Origin of the sequence: Arthrobacter sp. SIMBA_036 (assembly GCF_046535135.1) — a bacterium.
Taxonomy (GTDB): domain Bacteria; phylum Actinomycetota; class Actinomycetes; order Actinomycetales; family Micrococcaceae; genus Arthrobacter.
In genome coordinates, this window is sequence record NZ_JAWRXG010000012.1 from 145,497 (window position 1) to 161,160 (window position 15,664).

Below are 15,664 nucleotides of genomic sequence, written 5' to 3' on the forward strand. Positions count from 1 at the left end.
GGCAATGACAACGCAACCGGTCGTTTCCGTGAAGGACCTGGAAAAAAGATACGGCCGGAAAACAGGAATCACAGGAATTACCCTCACCATTGGCCGGGGTGAATGCGTCGGTCTTCTGGGACCGAACGGGGCTGGAAAGTCAACCCTTTTGAAAACCCTGTGTGGATTGATCAAGCCCAGCGCAGGGCACGTCCGCATCTTGGGCCAGGATCCGTGTTCCGTCACGAAGCCGGGCAAGACAATGGGCTTTGTTTTCGATCCCGCCGGCCTCGCGCCGGATCTCACGGTCAGGGAGTGCCTCACCATCGAGGCGCTGGGCCAAAAACTGGACGGAACCGCCGTCGCCAACGCCACGGCGGACTTTGAGCTATCCGAATTCGCGGGCCGTCGCGTGCGGAAGCTGTCCACAGGCCAGCGGCAGAGAACAGCCCTGGCAGCTGCGATGATGGGTGACCCGGAGATCTTGGTCCTCGACGAGCCCATGAACGGTTTGGACATTGAATCGACGCGTTGGCTTCGCAGGAAGATCGAAGCGCGAACAGCCCGGAACAAGACGACCCTGATCTCCAGCCACAATCTCTCAGAGATACGGCGCCTGGCGGAGCGGGCTATCGTGGTTCGCCGCAGCCTGCGGTTCGACGGCGCCATTCCCGGCATGGATGACGCGGAACTGGAACGCTGGTATCTGTCGCTGGTCGGCGACGATCCCGACACCGCCGCCAGGGACACCGCAGGGGTGGCTGAGCGCTCATGATTCGTTCTGAGGTTTTCCGCATGTCCCGGGGTTGGTCGCTGCCCGTTCTGCTTCTCAGCGCATTCGCCATGAATGTCCTCGCGGCCTATGGCACCTCCACAGGCATGGACTCCACAGGGCTGTCATTGCCGGGCGGCTCAGAGAAGGCCACTGCTTCCCTGGTGGGCCTCGGGTTCGGAGCGAGCCTGTTTTCTATGATTTTTGGAATCATCTGTGTCACTCGCGACTTCGGCAACTCCTCCATCGGACGGAGCGCCTTCCTCTCCGGCGGCCCACTGCGCTTGCTGACCCTGCGTGCCTTCGCCTTGCTGCTTCCCGCCATCGCTTTCGCCATCGCAGGAACCCTGTCCGTGGTGGCCGTAGCAATGATGAGCCTTTCGTCGAAGGGCGGCCAATTCATCCTCGATACCGACGGAAGGACCACTCTGGCGGGAGTCTTTTTCACGATTGTCTTTGCGGCCTATCTTGGCCAGTTTGTCGCCTGGCAGGGACGGAAGTCCCTGCCCGTGGTCATCGCTTTGGTCGCATGGACCTTGGTCCTCGAGCCCAACCTCGTGAACCTTCTACCAGTGGTTGGCAAGTTCCTTCCCGGCGCCGCGGGCCAAGCCATGAGCCTTGATCCTTCGGCCACGTTCGACATGCTTCCGGTAGGTGCCGGCTACGCTACCTACCTGGGGTGGCTTGTGCTTCTTTTCACGGCAGCCGCGATCCGGCTCAAACGAACCGACCTCCTATGAACGGCCAGTACCCTTGGCTGAGCCAGATTCATCTCTCCGATGCCGATGAAGCGGGCCGAGTCCTGGTTAGTAGTGCTGCTGGCCCAGTCCTACGTTTGCCGGACACTTTGGGGCGCATCGTTGAGGAAGCGCAGCGGTCGTTACCGGACATTGACGTCCAAGTGATCGCGGATAGGCTCCGCGCCACCGCCTCAGCAGGGCGGGCCGGAACGGTCACGAAACCCGTGACCGGGGAAGAAGTGCAACTGTTGCTCGATACCTTGGGCAAGAATCCGGCTCTGGCACGGATAGACACACCTTCAACCCGGCGCCTTCAATTCCGCAGACCCTTTTCCATCCAGCTGACCTTGTTGGACCCGTCAAGACTGCTGGGCCGCTTGCCCGGTATTGGACGAATAATCCGTAGCCGCGGCTTCTGGTGGAGCGTCGCCGCCCTCAATGCCGTCGGGGTGGTCGCCGTCGCTGCGCTGCTCCTGGACTCGCAAAGTGCCCTGCACGACACCACCACTGTGGCGGGATACCTCTACTTACTCCTGGCCCTGTATCTGGCTGTTTTTGTTCACGAGCTTTCCCATGCAGCGACCCTGGTTGCCTACGGGGGCACGTCTCGACGTGTGGGCTTCATGCTGTTCTATCTCGTTCCGGCGTTCTTTTGCGATGTCACCGAGGCCTGGAAACTGAAACCCGCCGAACGCGCCAAGGTTGCTCTCGCAGGTATTACCGCCCAAGGCAACCTGGCAGCCGTCGCCGGCATCGGCGCCTTCGTGCTGCCCCGCGACCTCGCCACCCTCGCTGCCACCTTCTGCGCGCTGTGCTTCCTCTACGGTGTGCTTAACCTGATTCCGTTCGTGAAGCTGGATGGCTACATCGCGCTGATCGGGTTTTTGGACAAGCCGAATCTTCGAGCCCGCTGCATGCACGAGTTCCGTGCGTGGACCCGGACGTTGGTTTTCCGCACAGGCCGGGAGCCCGGGCTGCCTTCCACTCCCCTCCGCCTTCTCTTCGGCCTCCTCTGCACTGTGTTCCCGCTCCTTATCCTGATCGGTGTTGTCGCTGCTGCCGGCAGCTACCTCTCTTCCCTTGGCAAGGCTGCCGCGTGGATTCAATTATTCCTGGCAGGCGCCTTGGCCATATGGCTGCTCATGCGGGGAATGGGACACGTGATCGAACTGCGCAAGTCCGGCATCCGCAAGGGCCCTGCCACCGCATATGCCCTCGCCCTCCTCGCTGCCGCCGTGGTTCTCGTGGTAGCAATTCCCTTCCCGAACAACGTCCGCGCCGGACTCTATACCGACGCCAACGGTCCAAAGCTTGTATTACTCGGCGGCTCCACCGGTTCTGCGGGCGGGACAGTGGACCTCTTTGGTCCCGGGCTCGTGACCGGCAGCAGTATCGGAAAAGCAACCGCAATCGGAGCGCCAGCCCCCTGCACGGTTCCGTTGGCCGCGACGGTGGCCGTGAAGGAGTCGGACCTGACCCGAGAAGCGCTCTGCGTTCGCCTTGACTATGCCGGCGCGGCACCGCGAACCGGCACAGCCGTGTGGGAAGTTCCAGGTCAGACCATGGCCCAATGGGCGGGAAATATCGTGGGCAGGGTGATGGGACCATGAGCCATCCCCGGTTTACCGTCATTTGCCCCGCCTACAACCGCTCAACAGCGATCGCCCCAACCATTGAAAGCGTCCTGGGCCAAAGCAACGGCAACTTCGACCTTCTTGTTGGCTCTGATGGTTCCACAGACGATACGGACGACGTCGTTCACGGCTTCGCCCGAGCTGACCGGCGCGTGAAGCTGCTACGTTATCCGCACACGGGTGATCCGGGTCTGGTCCGGCGCCAATTGAGCCTCGGCATCCGCGATGGGTACGTGGCCTACATCGACCACGACGACCTGTGGCGGGGGGACCATCTCGCGGTCCTTGGCAAGGCACTCGACGGCGGTTCAGAGTTCGTGGCCAGTGGCGCTACCTACCAACGGGAGGACGGACAGTCCACCTTCCTTCGCGGCCGAAACCTCCTGTGGCATCCGGACATTGCCACCATCGATCCCTACGCGGAGCCAAGCCGCGTGGCCCACCGTCCCGGGCTGTTGGAGCGGGCTGGAGGTTGGTGCCGCGCGGGAGCCGGTCTTGAGGACTGGGACCTCTGGTGGCGGATGACCTGCCAGGGAGCTGCCCTGCAGCCCGTCGATGAACCAACTGCGGTTGTTTCCATTTCCGGGTCGACCCGGCGGCATTCACTGGACTACACGATGGTCACGGCGCTGGCCAGCACCTCCAGCGAGAACGCAGCCGTTTCATTGCTCGATGAGTGGCACCGGAACATTCCGGCTGATGAACTCACCGAAGACTTTCGTCGGTGGGCTGCGGAGATCGAGGACGACCCGCTAACCATGATGCCGCTCACCGTGGCTGGCTCCAGACCGGATGCAGAGTCGCACGTTACGGGTGGGATGTCCGGGTTCTCCGGTGGCACATCCGGAGCTCCAGGTGCGGCCTTCGCCTTGGGCGTGTTTCCGGGCGGCAAGGACGGCTGGCTGGTGGGCCTTGCGGCGCCAGTAGTCAGCGGCAGCCACCGCCGAGCCATTGGGGCGATTCTTAGCCACCGATTCCCTGGAGCTGTGGCCCACATGCGATCTGCGTTGGTGCGGAGACTTCAAGAAATTCAGACCTAAAGACATGGAAATGCACATATTCAGGAGGGGTAACCATGAGTGAAGATTTGACGCAGGAGGCCGCGTTTTCAGAACGGCTGCGTTTGTGGCTTGAAGGAACACGGCCTGCCCCGGGAGTCCATGATGCACTCGTGGTGGGGGCCGTTAGCGATGAGGCGATGACGTCGCTTCCCGGATCTGAAGAGTCCTTGGTGTTCGTCGAGGAATCCCACATCGAAGCCGTGCAGGCACTAACCCGCTCAAGGGTTGTTGGTTACAACGGTGAATTCTCGACGAACGGCGGAGAGATCGGAATCGGGACCAATTTCGTAGTCCAGCTTGAAGGCTATGCAACGGCCCCCTACGTTGCGATCTCTTGCCCGACGGCCTTCTCCATCGAAGAAGACGCTGACCGTGAGGCCGTGGCAGCAGATGCCTCGACGGCCTTCCAAACCGGGGTGTTTCCGCGGTTCCTGCTGACCCAGCTCGTCACAGTCGTGGACCAGGAATTCTGGCACAGCTGTGGCCAACTGGGCAATGATCCCGCGCGGCTGTTTGTCCCTGCGGCAGCGTCGCCGGTGCTCTCGGGACCGGCGGGGGGCGGCGTTGAAGTAAATGACGGCGCGTACACCACTCACTCCCCGGTTGCCGGTGAGGAGAACGCGAAAATGCTGAGGGAAAACAGCGGGATCGGGCGCTTTCTCGGGGCAGCAAAGGTGCTTCGAGCCGCACAAAGCCGGTTCCCGGCTGACGCCCGGATTTCGGGCTTCGGGTCCTCGTTGGTCGACGGCGACCCCTCAGCGGAACGGTCCCGCCGGGATAGCGTGTTCGTCATCGTTGCCGACGAAAAGTATTTCGTGACGGAGCTACGCACGGGACGGCTGAACAAGGTTCCCAAGGACGTCGCCCAGGCCGTGGAAACTGTTCTTTCAGGTGTTGAGCTTGGTGCGGAACTGCAGGGCAGGCTCGGGCTGAAGCTTTCGGGCAAGGATCTTGCCCCCTCCGCGCAGATTGCCCGGAGCAAAGAGCTGCAAATGCTGTTCAGCCATCTGGGCATCGACGTTAGCCCCGGCATGGACGCCGTAGCGCCCCCTGCAGTTGCAGTCCCCGTGAATCCCGCACTGACCATCGTTCCGGTCATCATCACATGAGCGGCCCCCACGCAACCCTTTACACCGGGAGGGGCGCCGAGCTCTACCATGAGATCGTCCAATCGGACACCTCTGAACTGCGAGAGATCATCCACAGACTCAGGGGCAAGGACGCCCGTGTACTTGAACTGGCGGCAGGTTCCGGCCGGATAACGCTGGCTCTCCTGCCCTTCGTCCGATCCATCACGGCCGTGGACAACTCAGCGGAGCTCCTGCGCATACTCAGCGAGGAACTTGCACGGCCAAACCGCAAGAACACTGCGTCAAAGGCGAACGTCGTCCTTGCTGACATCCTGAGCTTGGAGCCGGGTGGCCACTTTGACTGCGTCGTCCTCGGGACCACTTCATTCTGTCTCTTCGACGCCGACCAGCGCCGCTCGCTCCTTGCCGACATCCGCCAATGGTTAAACCCAGGGGGCGAGCTCTTGCTCTCGTTGCGCATTCCCGATTTAGGCGGACAGAACAGATACGTGCATGAAATTTCGCCGAACCTGGCAATCGAGGAGAGGTTCGACGCCGTCCGCGGAACGTTCTCCTCGACGTTGATCGAACGATCAGATGACGGGCAGGCAATCGCGGAGTATTCGGTGACGACACATCTTTTGACCGAAAGCGATCTAAGGACTGAACTGCGCGAGGCGGGATTGGTCCTCGAGGACGCGGTCGACGTCGGGCCGCGGAACCGGGTCGGTGCGATCGGCGACTACAAACTTTTCAGGGCCCACTCTCCTGGGCCAGACGCGATGGGGAAAACCACAGATGTCCAGCGGTGAGTACTTCGAGTTTTACGTCCCGTCCAAGGATTGGGGCAATGCCGAAGCAACGGCTGCTCGGGGCAACACCATCACCTTTGCGGATGGGACAGAGGCTTTGTGCGGCATCAGTGGCCTCTGGAATGCAAGCTTGGGCTACGGCAACGTGGCGGTAGCAGAAGCGATCAACGAAGCGAACCTCAACGCGGCCACCCTGCCGATCTTCCGCCGCGGCAGTGCCTACTCGCGCGAAGCTGCTACCCGCTTGCTGGAGTTCGCCCTTCCCCATGAGTACTCTTCGGTCTTCTACGCCACCTCCGGCAGCTCTGCGCTCGATGCCGTGGTCAAGCTCAGCCGGCAGTTCCACGACATCAACTCAAATCCCAAACGCCGCAGGATCGTCAGTTTCACCGCCAGCTACCACGGAGTGACCATGGGCGCGATGGCTGTCACGGGCTCCTATCTTTTCCAGGACGTCTACCAGGTGGATCAACGGCTTAACATCAAGATTCCCTACGATGACCTCGCGGCCTTGGACATTGTGATGAAGAGGTTCGGTTCGGAAATTGCCGCGGTGATCATGGAACCCGTTCTGGGTTCCGGCGCGCTACCGGTGCCACAAGACATCGTCGACGCCGTGTACGCCTACCGGGAATCCGAAGGGTTCCTTATTGTTGCCGATGAGGTTGCCACCGGCTTCCACCGGACGGGCCCACGATTTGCCAGCCATGACTGGATTCAGCCCGATGTCCTTGTCCTCAGCAAGGCCCTCACCAACGGAACATGTGCCGCGTCGGCGTTGCTCCTGGGTGACCGTGTTGTGGACGCGTTCGACCAAGCACAGCAGGTGTTCTGGCACGGAGAGACCCAAGCCGGGTCCCCGCAGTCCTGTGCCGCCATTGTGGCGACTTTGGATGAAATCGAACGCCTCGACATAGCTACCTCAGCAGCCCGCGTGGGCAGGAGGCTTGCGGCCTTTGTTTCCGGGCTGGAGAGCCTTTCACCGCGGGTCAAAGGGTTCGGCCGCGGATCATTCCGCGCTGTGCAGCTCTTCGACGAGGCAGGAGAGCTCATCGGGACGGACAAAGTCTTCGAACTCGTCAGCGAGTGCCGACGGCGAGGCGCCGTCGTCCAGCCTTCTCCGGGGGCGGTGCAGTTCGTGCCGGCGCTGAACTATCCCGACGCGGAGTTGGACGTGCTGTTCGACCGGATCCAAGGTGTCGTAACGGACTACCTGGCCGGGCAATTCGCGTGATTTCCGCCCTGGTTCAAAGGCCGGCCACTCCCGCACAGATTGCCGGAGCGGGGTCGGCCGTCCGGCTGGCGCAGGCTTTTCGTTCCACCAGGACCGTACTGGTGGCTGACCCGGCTTTGAGCGACCGACTGGAAATCCTCGACCCGGGCGGCTTCCTGTGGGTCGAGGACGCTGGGTTGCCAGCCGGTATTGAGACGGCGTCAAAGCTCGCGCGGCGGTTGGACCAGTCCGGCGTGGAACGCCTTCTTGCGGTCGGCGGCGGCAACACCATGGACGTCGCAAAGCTCGCTGTAGCGATGGCGTCCGATCCATCCGTGGAGCCGTTCCTGCGGCGCATAGGCGACCGAAACGGCGTCGCAATCCTCCCCCGGCCGCTCGCGGGCCACATAGAGTTTGGCGTGATCCCGAGCACGTTTGGTACGGGTTCCGAGGTCAACGCCGGCGCCTGCTACGAATCGCCCCGCAGTGACGACGGCGACCCCTGGCCGGGCAGGGCAAAGAACTTGGTCCTGCTGGAGGGCTTGAGCACGTCCATGGTCGCCTACGACCCCGGGTTCCTTGAGGCACCACCGTGGCTCGCGGCAGAGGGCCTGCTCGAACCGGCTGTCCGGCTCCTAACCTCAATGGTGGAAGGCGGGTCCGCGCTGGGTTACTCCGAGGCACAGGGGCGCTGGCTGCTCGGAGCCGCTGGTGCGAACCTCCTGGCCGGGACAGAGAGCGGTTTCCGATTGTCCAGCCAACAGCGTCTGGATGCGGCCCTGCTGAGTGCGGAGTCGCACGCTGGTTGGTCATTACGCGGCCGTGGCCCGGCGCCGTCGTCGCTGTGGTTCTTGGCGAATGAGTTGTCCATGGCCCTGGGAATCCGGAAGAACCAAGCATCCATCCTCCTGCTGGGGCCGTGGCTCGCCGCCGTCGCCGGAGGTAACACCGTCTGGGGTGATGGGCAAAAGCTTGAGGAGCTCTGGCCCCTGGTTGCCAACGGCGTTGCACGTGCCGCGAGCGTCGCTCGGTTGGGGCCGGATCACGCCCTCGGCTCCGGAGGCAGGCTTTCCGAAGGAAAGCGTCCTGGAAGCGATGCTTCGGGAAAGGGGACTTCGGGCGGCGGCAGCCTCGTACCCGCAGACCTCGTTCCCCCAAGCCCTATTCAGTCAGACCTCGCCGATGCCTTGGCCAGGAACACCCTGCGCCGATTCGGCCGCGGCCGTCCCATGAAAAAGGAATTGGCACGTGAGCAACTGTCGGAGATGTTTGCAGCCGGTATCCGGGCCGCCGGCCTGACTGACTTAAGGATTGATCCTTATGGGAGTTGATTACCTCCAGACACTGAACCCTGCCCTCGGCTTGGCACGCAGTGTTCGGGTTCTGCCCCCGGACGGAACGAATAGCCTGCTGTGGACGGTCGCCGTCGATATCGGTCAGGAACGTCCGGACGAATCGAACGCCGGCATCGATATGAGTTGGGTGGGTGCGGCAGGCGTCAGGCGCGCCCCGACGTTCGCCCGGGCGGCCGGCGAAGCGGTGGAGCGCCGAGCGCTCATCCCGCACCCTGGGCTGCCCAACGGTGCCGGACTTCCCATCGCGCCCCGCGGTGTGAGCTGGGCAGACATCTCAGCCCTACCCAACGTGGACGTTTATGCAGCAACAAGATACGACGGCGACGGCAGAGAAAGAGCGGTGGCTGTACCTGCGGCGGCGGTGGACTTCCCTCGTGCTGCAACGCCAGGGGCACAGGATCTTTTTGACCCGAGCCCTTCGGGGACCGCTGCGGGCATCAGCCGGGCAACCGCGGAACAGTCGGCTGCCAAGGAGATCATCGAACGCCACGCCGCAATGCGAGGGTGGGACCGGCCCGAAGCAGCACTGCGGTTCGAACTTGCCGATGCAGCGTTCGAACCCATTAGCGGAGCTCCCAGGCCGAGGAGCGCAGGCCCCGACGCCCGGGTGCTTGATGTGGCCAAAGCTGCTGCCTCCCAAGGCGTGGAACTGGAACTGGTCCTCCTCGACGAGTCCCACGGACACGCGGTGTGGATGGCCGTTGCCATCGACACAAAGCACGGGGTTGTGGGCGCGGGACTAGGGCTGGAACATGACCGGTTCCTCGGCGTGCTGCGTGCCGTTCAAGAGTCCCTGCAAATCAGGTCCTTGCTCATCAACTTAAAAGATTCCGAGGGCGAGAGGCCCATGGCGCCGCCGATCACCAGTGAGATGGCCCGGGCTCGCTACTGGGCAGCCGATGCCAGTATCACGGCAATCCGTACATGGCTGGATCGCATCCCCCGCGCAAGCCACTCCCTCGTCTCCGATGCGGAGGCTAGCGCCGCAGACGGACAGCAAGGAGCTTGGCCGGACATCTTGGCTGGATACACGCTGATCGATCTGACACCGCGGCTGCCACAAGCGATCAGGGAAATGGGTTGGTGTGCGGTGAAGATCTTCTGCGATACTCTCCAGCCCCTTCGGATGTCCGAGGCGTTGGAGTGGAACGTGCTTGGTGCGGCTGCCGCCGGGAACGGGCTACCAGGCAACCCGCTTCCGCACCCTTTCATTTAGCCCCTTTCATTTAGCTCCGTCTCCCGGCCGGGGTGGGAACTGGGCACCCCGGGTGCCACCGGCTAGGATCGTCCTCGGGCAGGAGCGGATGTGGATTCGCAGGGCCGGCGGGAACCTTGACGGTGTCCTGCCAGCCGGCCCGTGGTGGGCCAAGGAGGAGAAAGTGACTGGAGTGCCGGAAGCACGCACTGCGGGCATCCGCGCCACGGCAACCCAAAGGAGCCAGGCAAAGGAAGTCCGACGCCTGGCTTTGTTGTCCGCTGCGGCGGGTCTTTTTGCCGAAAACGGCTTTAGCCGGGTTTCGCTCGAAGATCTCGGAGCGGCAGCTGGAGTGAGTGGGCCGGCTGTGTACCGCCACTTTCCGGGCAAGCAGGCAGTCCTCGGCGAACTCCTCTTGAGCGTAAGCCGGGACCTGCTCGACGGCGGGCTCCGGGTTGCAGCTGAAACCTCCGACCCAAAAGATGCCCTGCGGGCCTTGGTTCAATTTCAAGTCGACTTCGCCCTGACCCACCCGGACGTCATTCGGGTTCAGGACCGCGATTTCGGAAGCCTGACCGACGCGGACCAAGCCGAGGTCAGGTCCCTGCAGCGCAGTTACGTGGAGACCTGGGTAGAGGTGCTGGCAAGGATCCACCCGGACTCGGACATTTCCGGGCTCCGGGTTCGTGCCCACGCCGCTTTTGGCCTCATCAATTCCACGCCGCACTCGGTCCGCCACCATGGGCGAAAGATCGCGGCCAAGACGGCACGGCCCATCCTGGAGCAGATGGCGTACTCGGCCCTCACCGCTGATGCCCTCACCGCTGATGAACAGGACGACGACGGCGAAGGGCACTGACGCCGCCGGGGATCTCACCCGTTCTGCACATCCTAGGACTCACAGGGCCAGCTACAGGGCTGTTTTGGGTGCTCCCGAAGTTTAGGGTTGAAAGACCGACCATTCGTTGCACCAACATTGCTCTGCACCGTTCACTGCACTGGACGTTCATTGCTCTGCACCGTTCACTGCACTGAACCGTTCACTGCATTTGGCCGGACGCCGGACAACAGGCCCTTGGCTAGGGCAGCTACAAGCGAGGAGTTCACGATGAGGATTGCCGTCACCGGGGGAAGCGGAAAATTGGGCAGGAGCGTCGTCAGGCGACTCGTCCAAGATGGCCACGACGTACTGAATCTGGATCGCGTGGGAACTCGCGGACCGGGTTACGTGAACGTGGACCTCCGCAACTACGGACAGGTCCTGGACGTGATCCTTGGCCTCGACGACAGGCACAACGGCATCGATGCCATTGTGCACCTTGCAGCAATTCCCGCCCCGGGGCTCGCTCCTGACGCCGCGATTTTCGAGAACAACATGCTCTCCACGTACAACGTGTTCCAGGCGGCCCGCAGGGCCGGGATCACCAAGGTTGTATACGCCTCCAGCGAGACCGTCCTCGGGCTGCCCTTCGACGTCGAACCGCCGTACATCCCTGTGGACGAGGAGTATGCAGCACGGCCCGAGAGCACCTACTCACTGGTGAAGCACCTTGAAGAGCAGATGGCCATCCAACTGACGCGGTGGGACCCGAACCTGAGCATCACGGCGCTGAGGTTCTCCAACGTCATGGACCCGGAAGACTATGAGGCCTTCCCGTCCTTTGATTCGGACCCGACTCTGCGCAAATGGAACCTCTGGGGTTATATCGACGCGCGTGACGGTGCACTTGCCGTGGTCCAGGCCCTGGAACAGGGGACACCTGGTTTCGAAACCTTCATCATTGCCGCGTCAGATACCGTGATGACCCGCAGCAGTGCCGCGCTGGCCGCCGAAGTGTTTCCCGGCGTCGAGGTGGTCAAGGAGTTGGGCGAACACGAAACGATGCTGTCGATCGACAAGGCGCGCAAGGTGCTGGGTTTTGAACCCCAGCACAGCTGGCGGGATGTCCACCCGAACCGGACCACCCCCACCGAAGACTGAGGCGGTCCGGCGCGAAGCTGGCAGGCTAGATCATGGTCAACACCATGGCCGGGTCGGCCAGGATGGTGCCGAGATCAGCCAGGAACCGGGAGCCCTGTTCCCCGTCGACCAGGCGATGGTCGAAGGACAGGCTAAGGGACATGACCTGGCGGACCACGACCTGGTCCTCCACAACCCAAGGCGCTTTCCGGACGCTTCCCAAGGCAAGGATCGCAGCTTCGCCGGGATTGAGGATGGGAGTCCCCGCATCGATGCCGAAGACGCCGATGTTGGTGATGGAGATGGTGCCGCCGGAGAGGTCCGCCGGTTGGGTTTTTCCGGAACGGGCCGTGTCCGTCAGGTCAGTCAGTGCCGCGGAGAGTTCCCGCAGCGTCAGGCGGTCCGCATCCTTGATGTTCGGAACCGTGAGGCCTCGCGGCGTCGCGGCGGCAATACCCAGATTCACGTAGTTGAATTGGATGATTTCCTGGTTGGCCTCATCCCACCGTGAGTTCAACGACGGGTTATTCTGCAACGCGACCAGCAATGCCTTGGCTGCGAGGGTCAGGGGCGTCAGCTTGTAGCCCTCAAAGGCCTTACTGCCCTTCAGGCGGGCCAAAAGCTCCATGGTCGCCGTGACATCAACTGTGAGGAACTCGGTTACGTGCGGGGCAGTGAAAGCGCTCTGCACCATTGCTGCGGCGGTGAATTTGCGGACACCCTGGATGGGCGTCCGCGTCTCCCGCTCGCCCTGCCTGGCGGGAGAGGCTTGGGTGGCCGTTCCCTGCCCGGTTTTCTGCGAGGCTTCAGCGTCCGTGTACTGCTGGATGTCTTCCCGGGTGATGAGGCCGCCGGGCCCGGAACCCTGCACCGCGCTTAAATCGATGCCCAAATCGCGGGCGAGCTTGCGAACCGGCGGCGTGGAGCGCGGGCGCTCGGCACCCGCTGATTCCAAGGCAACTGTGGGTTCGACTCGGGCTGGTATTTCGACTCGGGCTGGTACTTCGGCTCGGGCTGGCACAGGCACTTGCGTTGGCACCGAAGCCGACACCGGCGACTGGGCTGGGGCCACCTGTCCCCGGGCCCTCCGCGTAGGACGCCCGGTGTTTTCCAGGACTGCACCGTATCCCACCAGGTTCGGCTCGCGTTTGGCTGCCGCGGTGGGCACTTCGCCGCCGTCGCCGTCGTCGTGTTCGTTGGTGTCAGCTTGGGCGGAGCCGCCCTCAGCGGAATCCACTTCGAAGGAGACAATGGGCTTGCCGACCTCCACCACTGTTCCCGGTTGCTCGTGGAGTGCGGCCACCACACCGGCGAACGGTGAGGGCAGTTCCACTACCGCCTTGGCTGTCTCCACCTCCGCGATGACCTGGTTGAGGGTAACCGTGTCCCCTACGGCCACCTTCCAACTCAGGATTTCCGACTCGGTCAGACCTTCTCCCAAGTCCGGCAGCCTGAATTCCTTGATCATGGTGGCGCTCATCCTTCCAAACCGCTCAATGAATTGGGGCGCCCCAGCGCCCGGTCAACGCCGTCCAAAATCCTGTCCAGGTCCGGCAAATGGTGCATTTCCAGCTTCGAGTACGGATACGGGACGTCGAAGCCGGTGATGCGGACAGGTGCGGACTCGAGGTAATTGAAACAGCGCTCCGTGATGCTCGCCGCAATTTCCGCGCCCAGGCCGCCCGATTGCCCCGCTTCATGGGTAATGACCAATCGACCGGTCTTGCGCACCGATGCCTCAACCAGCGGGTAATCAACAGGTGCCAAGGACCGCAGGTCAATGACTTCAACGGAAATGCCTTCATCGGCTGCGGCAAGCGCGGCGTCCTTGGCTGTCTTGACCAGCGGGCCGTAGGCGACCAACGTCACGTCCTTGCCGGCGCTTACGACGGCGGCCCGCTCAAAGGACAGGGCGCGGGAAAGGTCCAAAGCCTCATCCACATCCCCCTTGTCGTGGTATCTCCGCTTGGGCTCGAAGTAGAGAACCGGATCATCGGAGGCGATGGCCTGCTGGATCATCGTGTACGCATCCTGCGGGTTGGACACTGCCACCACGCGCAGTCCGGACGTGTGGGTGAAGTAGGCTTCCGGAGATTCCGAGTGATGTTCCGGTGAACCGATCCCTCCCCCAAATGGGACGCGTATGGTGATCGGCATCTTGACGCGGCCTTGGGTACGGTAATGCATCTTGGCGACCTGGCTGACGATCTGGTCAAACGCGGGGTAGATGAAACCGTCAAACTGTATCTCGCATACCGGTCGGAATCCTCGGTACGCCAGCCCGACCGCAGCACCGATGATGCCGGACTCCGCCAAGGGAGTGTCGATGACACGGTGCTTGCCGAAGTCTTTCTGGAGACCATCGGTCACCCTGAATACCCCGCCCAGGGAGCCAATGTCTTCGCCCAAGAGAACCACTTTGGGATCGTCCTCGAGCGATTTGCGCAGGCCGGCGTTGATGGCGCGGGCGAATGTGAGCTTGGACATCAGCGTCCACCTTCCTGGACTGGCTGGGCTGCATCGCCCTGGCCGAAACTGTTCAAATACCGCGTGTAGTGGTCTTTTTGGCGTTCAATCCAGGAGTTGGGCGTGCTGTAGACGTGGTCGAAGACCTCCAGCGGCTTGGGGTCCGGCATTCCTATGCAGCTGGAACGGAACTCAGCGGCAACGGCGTCGGCCTTGGCCTTAACCTTTGCTTCCACGCTGTCCGTCAGCAGCCCCTTGGTTTCCAGGAGCTTGCGCAGCCGAACAATCGGGTCCTTGGCAGCCCAGTCCTCCAACTCGATCGGATCCCGGTACCGGGTGGGATCGTCAGCGGTGGTGTGCGGACCCATCCGGTAGGTAACGGCCTCAATGAACGTGGGGCCACCACCCTTCCTCGCCCTATCCAGGGCAACGCGGGTCGCGGCCATCACGGCCAACACATCGTTGCCGTCAACGCGCATGCTGGGAATGCCGAAGCCGTTGGGCCGGTCGGCCAATTCGATGTGCGATTGGATGCGGACAGGTTCCGATATGGCCCAGTGGTTGTTTTGGCAGAAAAATACCACTGGAGCCTGGTAGCTGGCAGCGAAAACCATGGCTTCGCTGACGTCGCCCTCACTCGTGGCGCCGTCTCCGAAGTACGCGATCACAGCGGTAGTGGCGCCCTCGAGCTGGACTCCCATGGCATATCCGGCAGCGTGCAGGCTCTGCGAGCCAATGATGATTTGGGGCGTTGCCATATTGATGCGCTGGGGATCCCAACCGTAGGACGAGTTGCCTCGCCATACCCTGCTGATTTCGCTCAAATGCGCACCGCGTACGTAAGCCACACCGCTTTCGCGGTAGCTGGGAAAGACGAAGTCGTCGTCGTGCAGTGAACGGCTGGAACCGATCTGGGCCGCTTCCTGGCCGAGGAGTGGCGGCCAAAGGGCCAACTCCCCCTGCCGCTGAAGGGCTGTGGCCTCGGCGTCGATACGCCTGATGACCGTCATGTCCTCGTACAGGCCACACAGCTGTTCATCCCCAACGTCCTTGACCCAGACGTCGAACTCCGGATGACTGATGCGTTCGCCCTTCGGTGAGACCAGCTGAAGCAGCTCGCCACCGGTCCGCAGTGGATTCCGAGCGTCATTGCCTGGGGTTTCCGGGGTCGGAGCGTACCCTTGCGCCCGATTGCCCGCCTGATCCGTTAACACAGGTGATCGCACCCTTCCGGTTCGGTTTTGCCGGCGTTGGCGGGACTTGTGATCCTGCCGCAGATCGGCCCTCCGGCGCCTTCACCGGAGTTATTTGTGACCCTACTCACAACCAGCATCGGGTACAACTACCGATGGAAAAATTGATCATCACGCACGGTAATGGATGCCTCCACCGTGCTAATCTTGCGCA

14 protein-coding genes are annotated in these 15,664 nt (G+C 62.5%); 11 read left to right on the forward strand and 3 right to left on the reverse strand.

Annotated features, from left to right (window positions below; genetic code table 11):
• Nucleotides 1-4: 4 nt before the first annotated feature.
• The 11 genes from SB659_RS16535 (at nt 5) to SB659_RS16585 (ending at nt 11,812) form a co-directional block, all read left to right on the forward strand.
• Entirely contained in the window at nt 5-754 is a 750-nt protein-coding gene (locus SB659_RS16535; protein ID WP_410551101.1) for an ABC transporter ATP-binding protein, read from the forward strand.
• Nucleotides 755-774: 20 nt separating this feature from the next.
• Nucleotides 775-1,491, forward strand: coding sequence for a hypothetical protein (locus SB659_RS16540; protein WP_410551102.1), 717 nt, complete (start codon nt 775-777; stop codon nt 1,489-1,491).
• Nucleotides 1,488-3,101 (forward strand): daptide biosynthesis intramembrane metalloprotease, encoded by a 1,614-nt coding sequence (gene mpaP / locus SB659_RS16545; RefSeq protein WP_410551103.1) that lies wholly within the window; start codon nt 1,488-1,490, stop codon nt 3,099-3,101. The genes SB659_RS16540 and mpaP overlap by 4 nt, the downstream gene beginning before the upstream one ends.
• The gene (locus SB659_RS16550; RefSeq protein ID WP_410551104.1) at nt 3,098-4,165 is read left to right on the forward strand and encodes a glycosyltransferase family 2 protein; all 1,068 of its coding nucleotides are present in this window, start codon (nt 3,098-3,100) and stop codon (nt 4,163-4,165) included. The genes mpaP and SB659_RS16550 overlap by 4 nt, the downstream gene beginning before the upstream one ends.
• A gap of 35 nt (nt 4,166-4,200) precedes the next feature.
• Nucleotides 4,201-5,295, forward strand: a complete 1,095-nt coding sequence (locus SB659_RS16555; RefSeq protein ID WP_410551105.1) for a hypothetical protein — start codon at nt 4,201-4,203, stop codon at nt 5,293-5,295.
• The gene (locus SB659_RS16560) at nt 5,292-6,068 is read left to right on the forward strand and encodes a class I SAM-dependent methyltransferase (protein WP_410551106.1); all 777 of its coding nucleotides are present in this window, start codon (nt 5,292-5,294) and stop codon (nt 6,066-6,068) included. Before SB659_RS16555 ends, SB659_RS16560 begins: the two co-directional genes overlap by 4 nt.
• Nucleotides 6,055-7,302, forward strand: a complete 1,248-nt coding sequence (locus SB659_RS16565) for an aminotransferase class III-fold pyridoxal phosphate-dependent enzyme (RefSeq protein ID WP_410551107.1) — start codon at nt 6,055-6,057, stop codon at nt 7,300-7,302. The genes SB659_RS16560 and SB659_RS16565 overlap by 14 nt, the downstream gene beginning before the upstream one ends.
• Nucleotides 7,299-8,612: an iron-containing alcohol dehydrogenase gene (locus SB659_RS16570; RefSeq protein WP_410551108.1), complete on the forward strand. Its 1,314-nt coding sequence runs from the start codon at nt 7,299-7,301 to the stop codon at nt 8,610-8,612. Before SB659_RS16565 ends, SB659_RS16570 begins: the two co-directional genes overlap by 4 nt.
• The gene (locus tag SB659_RS16575) at nt 8,602-9,852 is read left to right on the forward strand and encodes a YcaO-like family protein (RefSeq protein ID WP_410551109.1); all 1,251 of its coding nucleotides are present in this window, start codon (nt 8,602-8,604) and stop codon (nt 9,850-9,852) included. Before SB659_RS16570 ends, SB659_RS16575 begins: the two co-directional genes overlap by 11 nt.
• A 163-nt stretch (nt 9,853-10,015) precedes the next feature.
• Entirely contained in the window at nt 10,016-10,690 is a 675-nt protein-coding gene (locus SB659_RS16580) for a TetR/AcrR family transcriptional regulator (RefSeq protein WP_410551110.1), read from the forward strand.
• 249 nt (nt 10,691-10,939) lie between these two features.
• Nucleotides 10,940-11,812 (forward strand): NAD-dependent epimerase/dehydratase family protein, encoded by an 873-nt coding sequence (locus SB659_RS16585; RefSeq protein ID WP_410551111.1) that lies wholly within the window; start codon nt 10,940-10,942, stop codon nt 11,810-11,812.
• Between the two features lie 25 nt (nt 11,813-11,837).
• Here SB659_RS16585 and SB659_RS16590 read toward each other — a convergent pair whose 3' ends face one another.
• From SB659_RS16590 to pdhA, 3 genes are read right to left on the reverse strand one after another with little or no spacing between them, the layout of a single operon-like run.
• Nucleotides 11,838-13,271, reverse strand: coding sequence for a dihydrolipoamide acetyltransferase family protein (locus SB659_RS16590; RefSeq protein ID WP_410551112.1), 1,434 nt, complete (start codon nt 13,269-13,271; stop codon nt 11,838-11,840).
• On the reverse strand, nt 13,268-14,278 hold the full coding sequence (locus SB659_RS16595) for an alpha-ketoacid dehydrogenase subunit beta (RefSeq protein WP_284979921.1): 1,011 nt from the start codon (nt 14,276-14,278) through the stop codon (nt 13,268-13,270). Before SB659_RS16595 ends, SB659_RS16590 begins: the two co-directional genes overlap by 4 nt.
• Entirely contained in the window at nt 14,278-15,471 is a 1,194-nt protein-coding gene (pdhA, locus tag SB659_RS16600) for a pyruvate dehydrogenase (acetyl-transferring) E1 component subunit alpha (protein ID WP_410551113.1), read from the reverse strand. The genes SB659_RS16595 and pdhA overlap by 1 nt, the downstream gene beginning before the upstream one ends.
• Between the last annotated feature and the right edge of the window lie 193 nt (nt 15,472-15,664).

Excerpts from the sequence above, each read along its gene's own strand:
- SB659_RS16535 (WP_410551101.1), top strand. The coding sequence starts at position 5 with ATGACAACGCAACCGGTCGTTTCCGTGAAGGACCTGGAAAAAAGATAC.
- SB659_RS16540 (WP_410551102.1), top strand. The coding sequence starts at position 775 with ATGTCCCGGGGTTGGTCGCTGCCCGTTCTGCTTCTCAGCGCATTCGCC.
- mpaP (WP_410551103.1), top strand. The coding sequence starts at position 1,488 with ATGAACGGCCAGTACCCTTGGCTGAGCCAGATTCATCTCTCCGATGCC.
- SB659_RS16550 (WP_410551104.1), top strand. The coding sequence starts at position 3,098 with ATGAGCCATCCCCGGTTTACCGTCATTTGCCCCGCCTACAACCGCTCA.
- SB659_RS16555 (WP_410551105.1), top strand. The coding sequence starts at position 4,201 with ATGAGTGAAGATTTGACGCAGGAGGCCGCGTTTTCAGAACGGCTGCGT.
- SB659_RS16560 (WP_410551106.1), top strand. The coding sequence starts at position 5,292 with ATGAGCGGCCCCCACGCAACCCTTTACACCGGGAGGGGCGCCGAGCTC.
- SB659_RS16565 (WP_410551107.1), top strand. The coding sequence starts at position 6,055 with ATGTCCAGCGGTGAGTACTTCGAGTTTTACGTCCCGTCCAAGGATTGG.
- SB659_RS16575 (WP_410551109.1), top strand. The coding sequence starts at position 8,602 with ATGGGAGTTGATTACCTCCAGACACTGAACCCTGCCCTCGGCTTGGCA.
- SB659_RS16585 (WP_410551111.1), top strand. The coding sequence starts at position 10,940 with ATGAGGATTGCCGTCACCGGGGGAAGCGGAAAATTGGGCAGGAGCGTC.
- SB659_RS16590 (WP_410551112.1), bottom strand. The coding sequence starts at position 13,271 with ATGAGCGCCACCATGATCAAGGAATTCAGGCTGCCGGACTTGGGAGAA.
- SB659_RS16595 (WP_284979921.1), bottom strand. The coding sequence starts at position 14,278 with ATGTCCAAGCTCACATTCGCCCGCGCCATCAACGCCGGCCTGCGCAAA.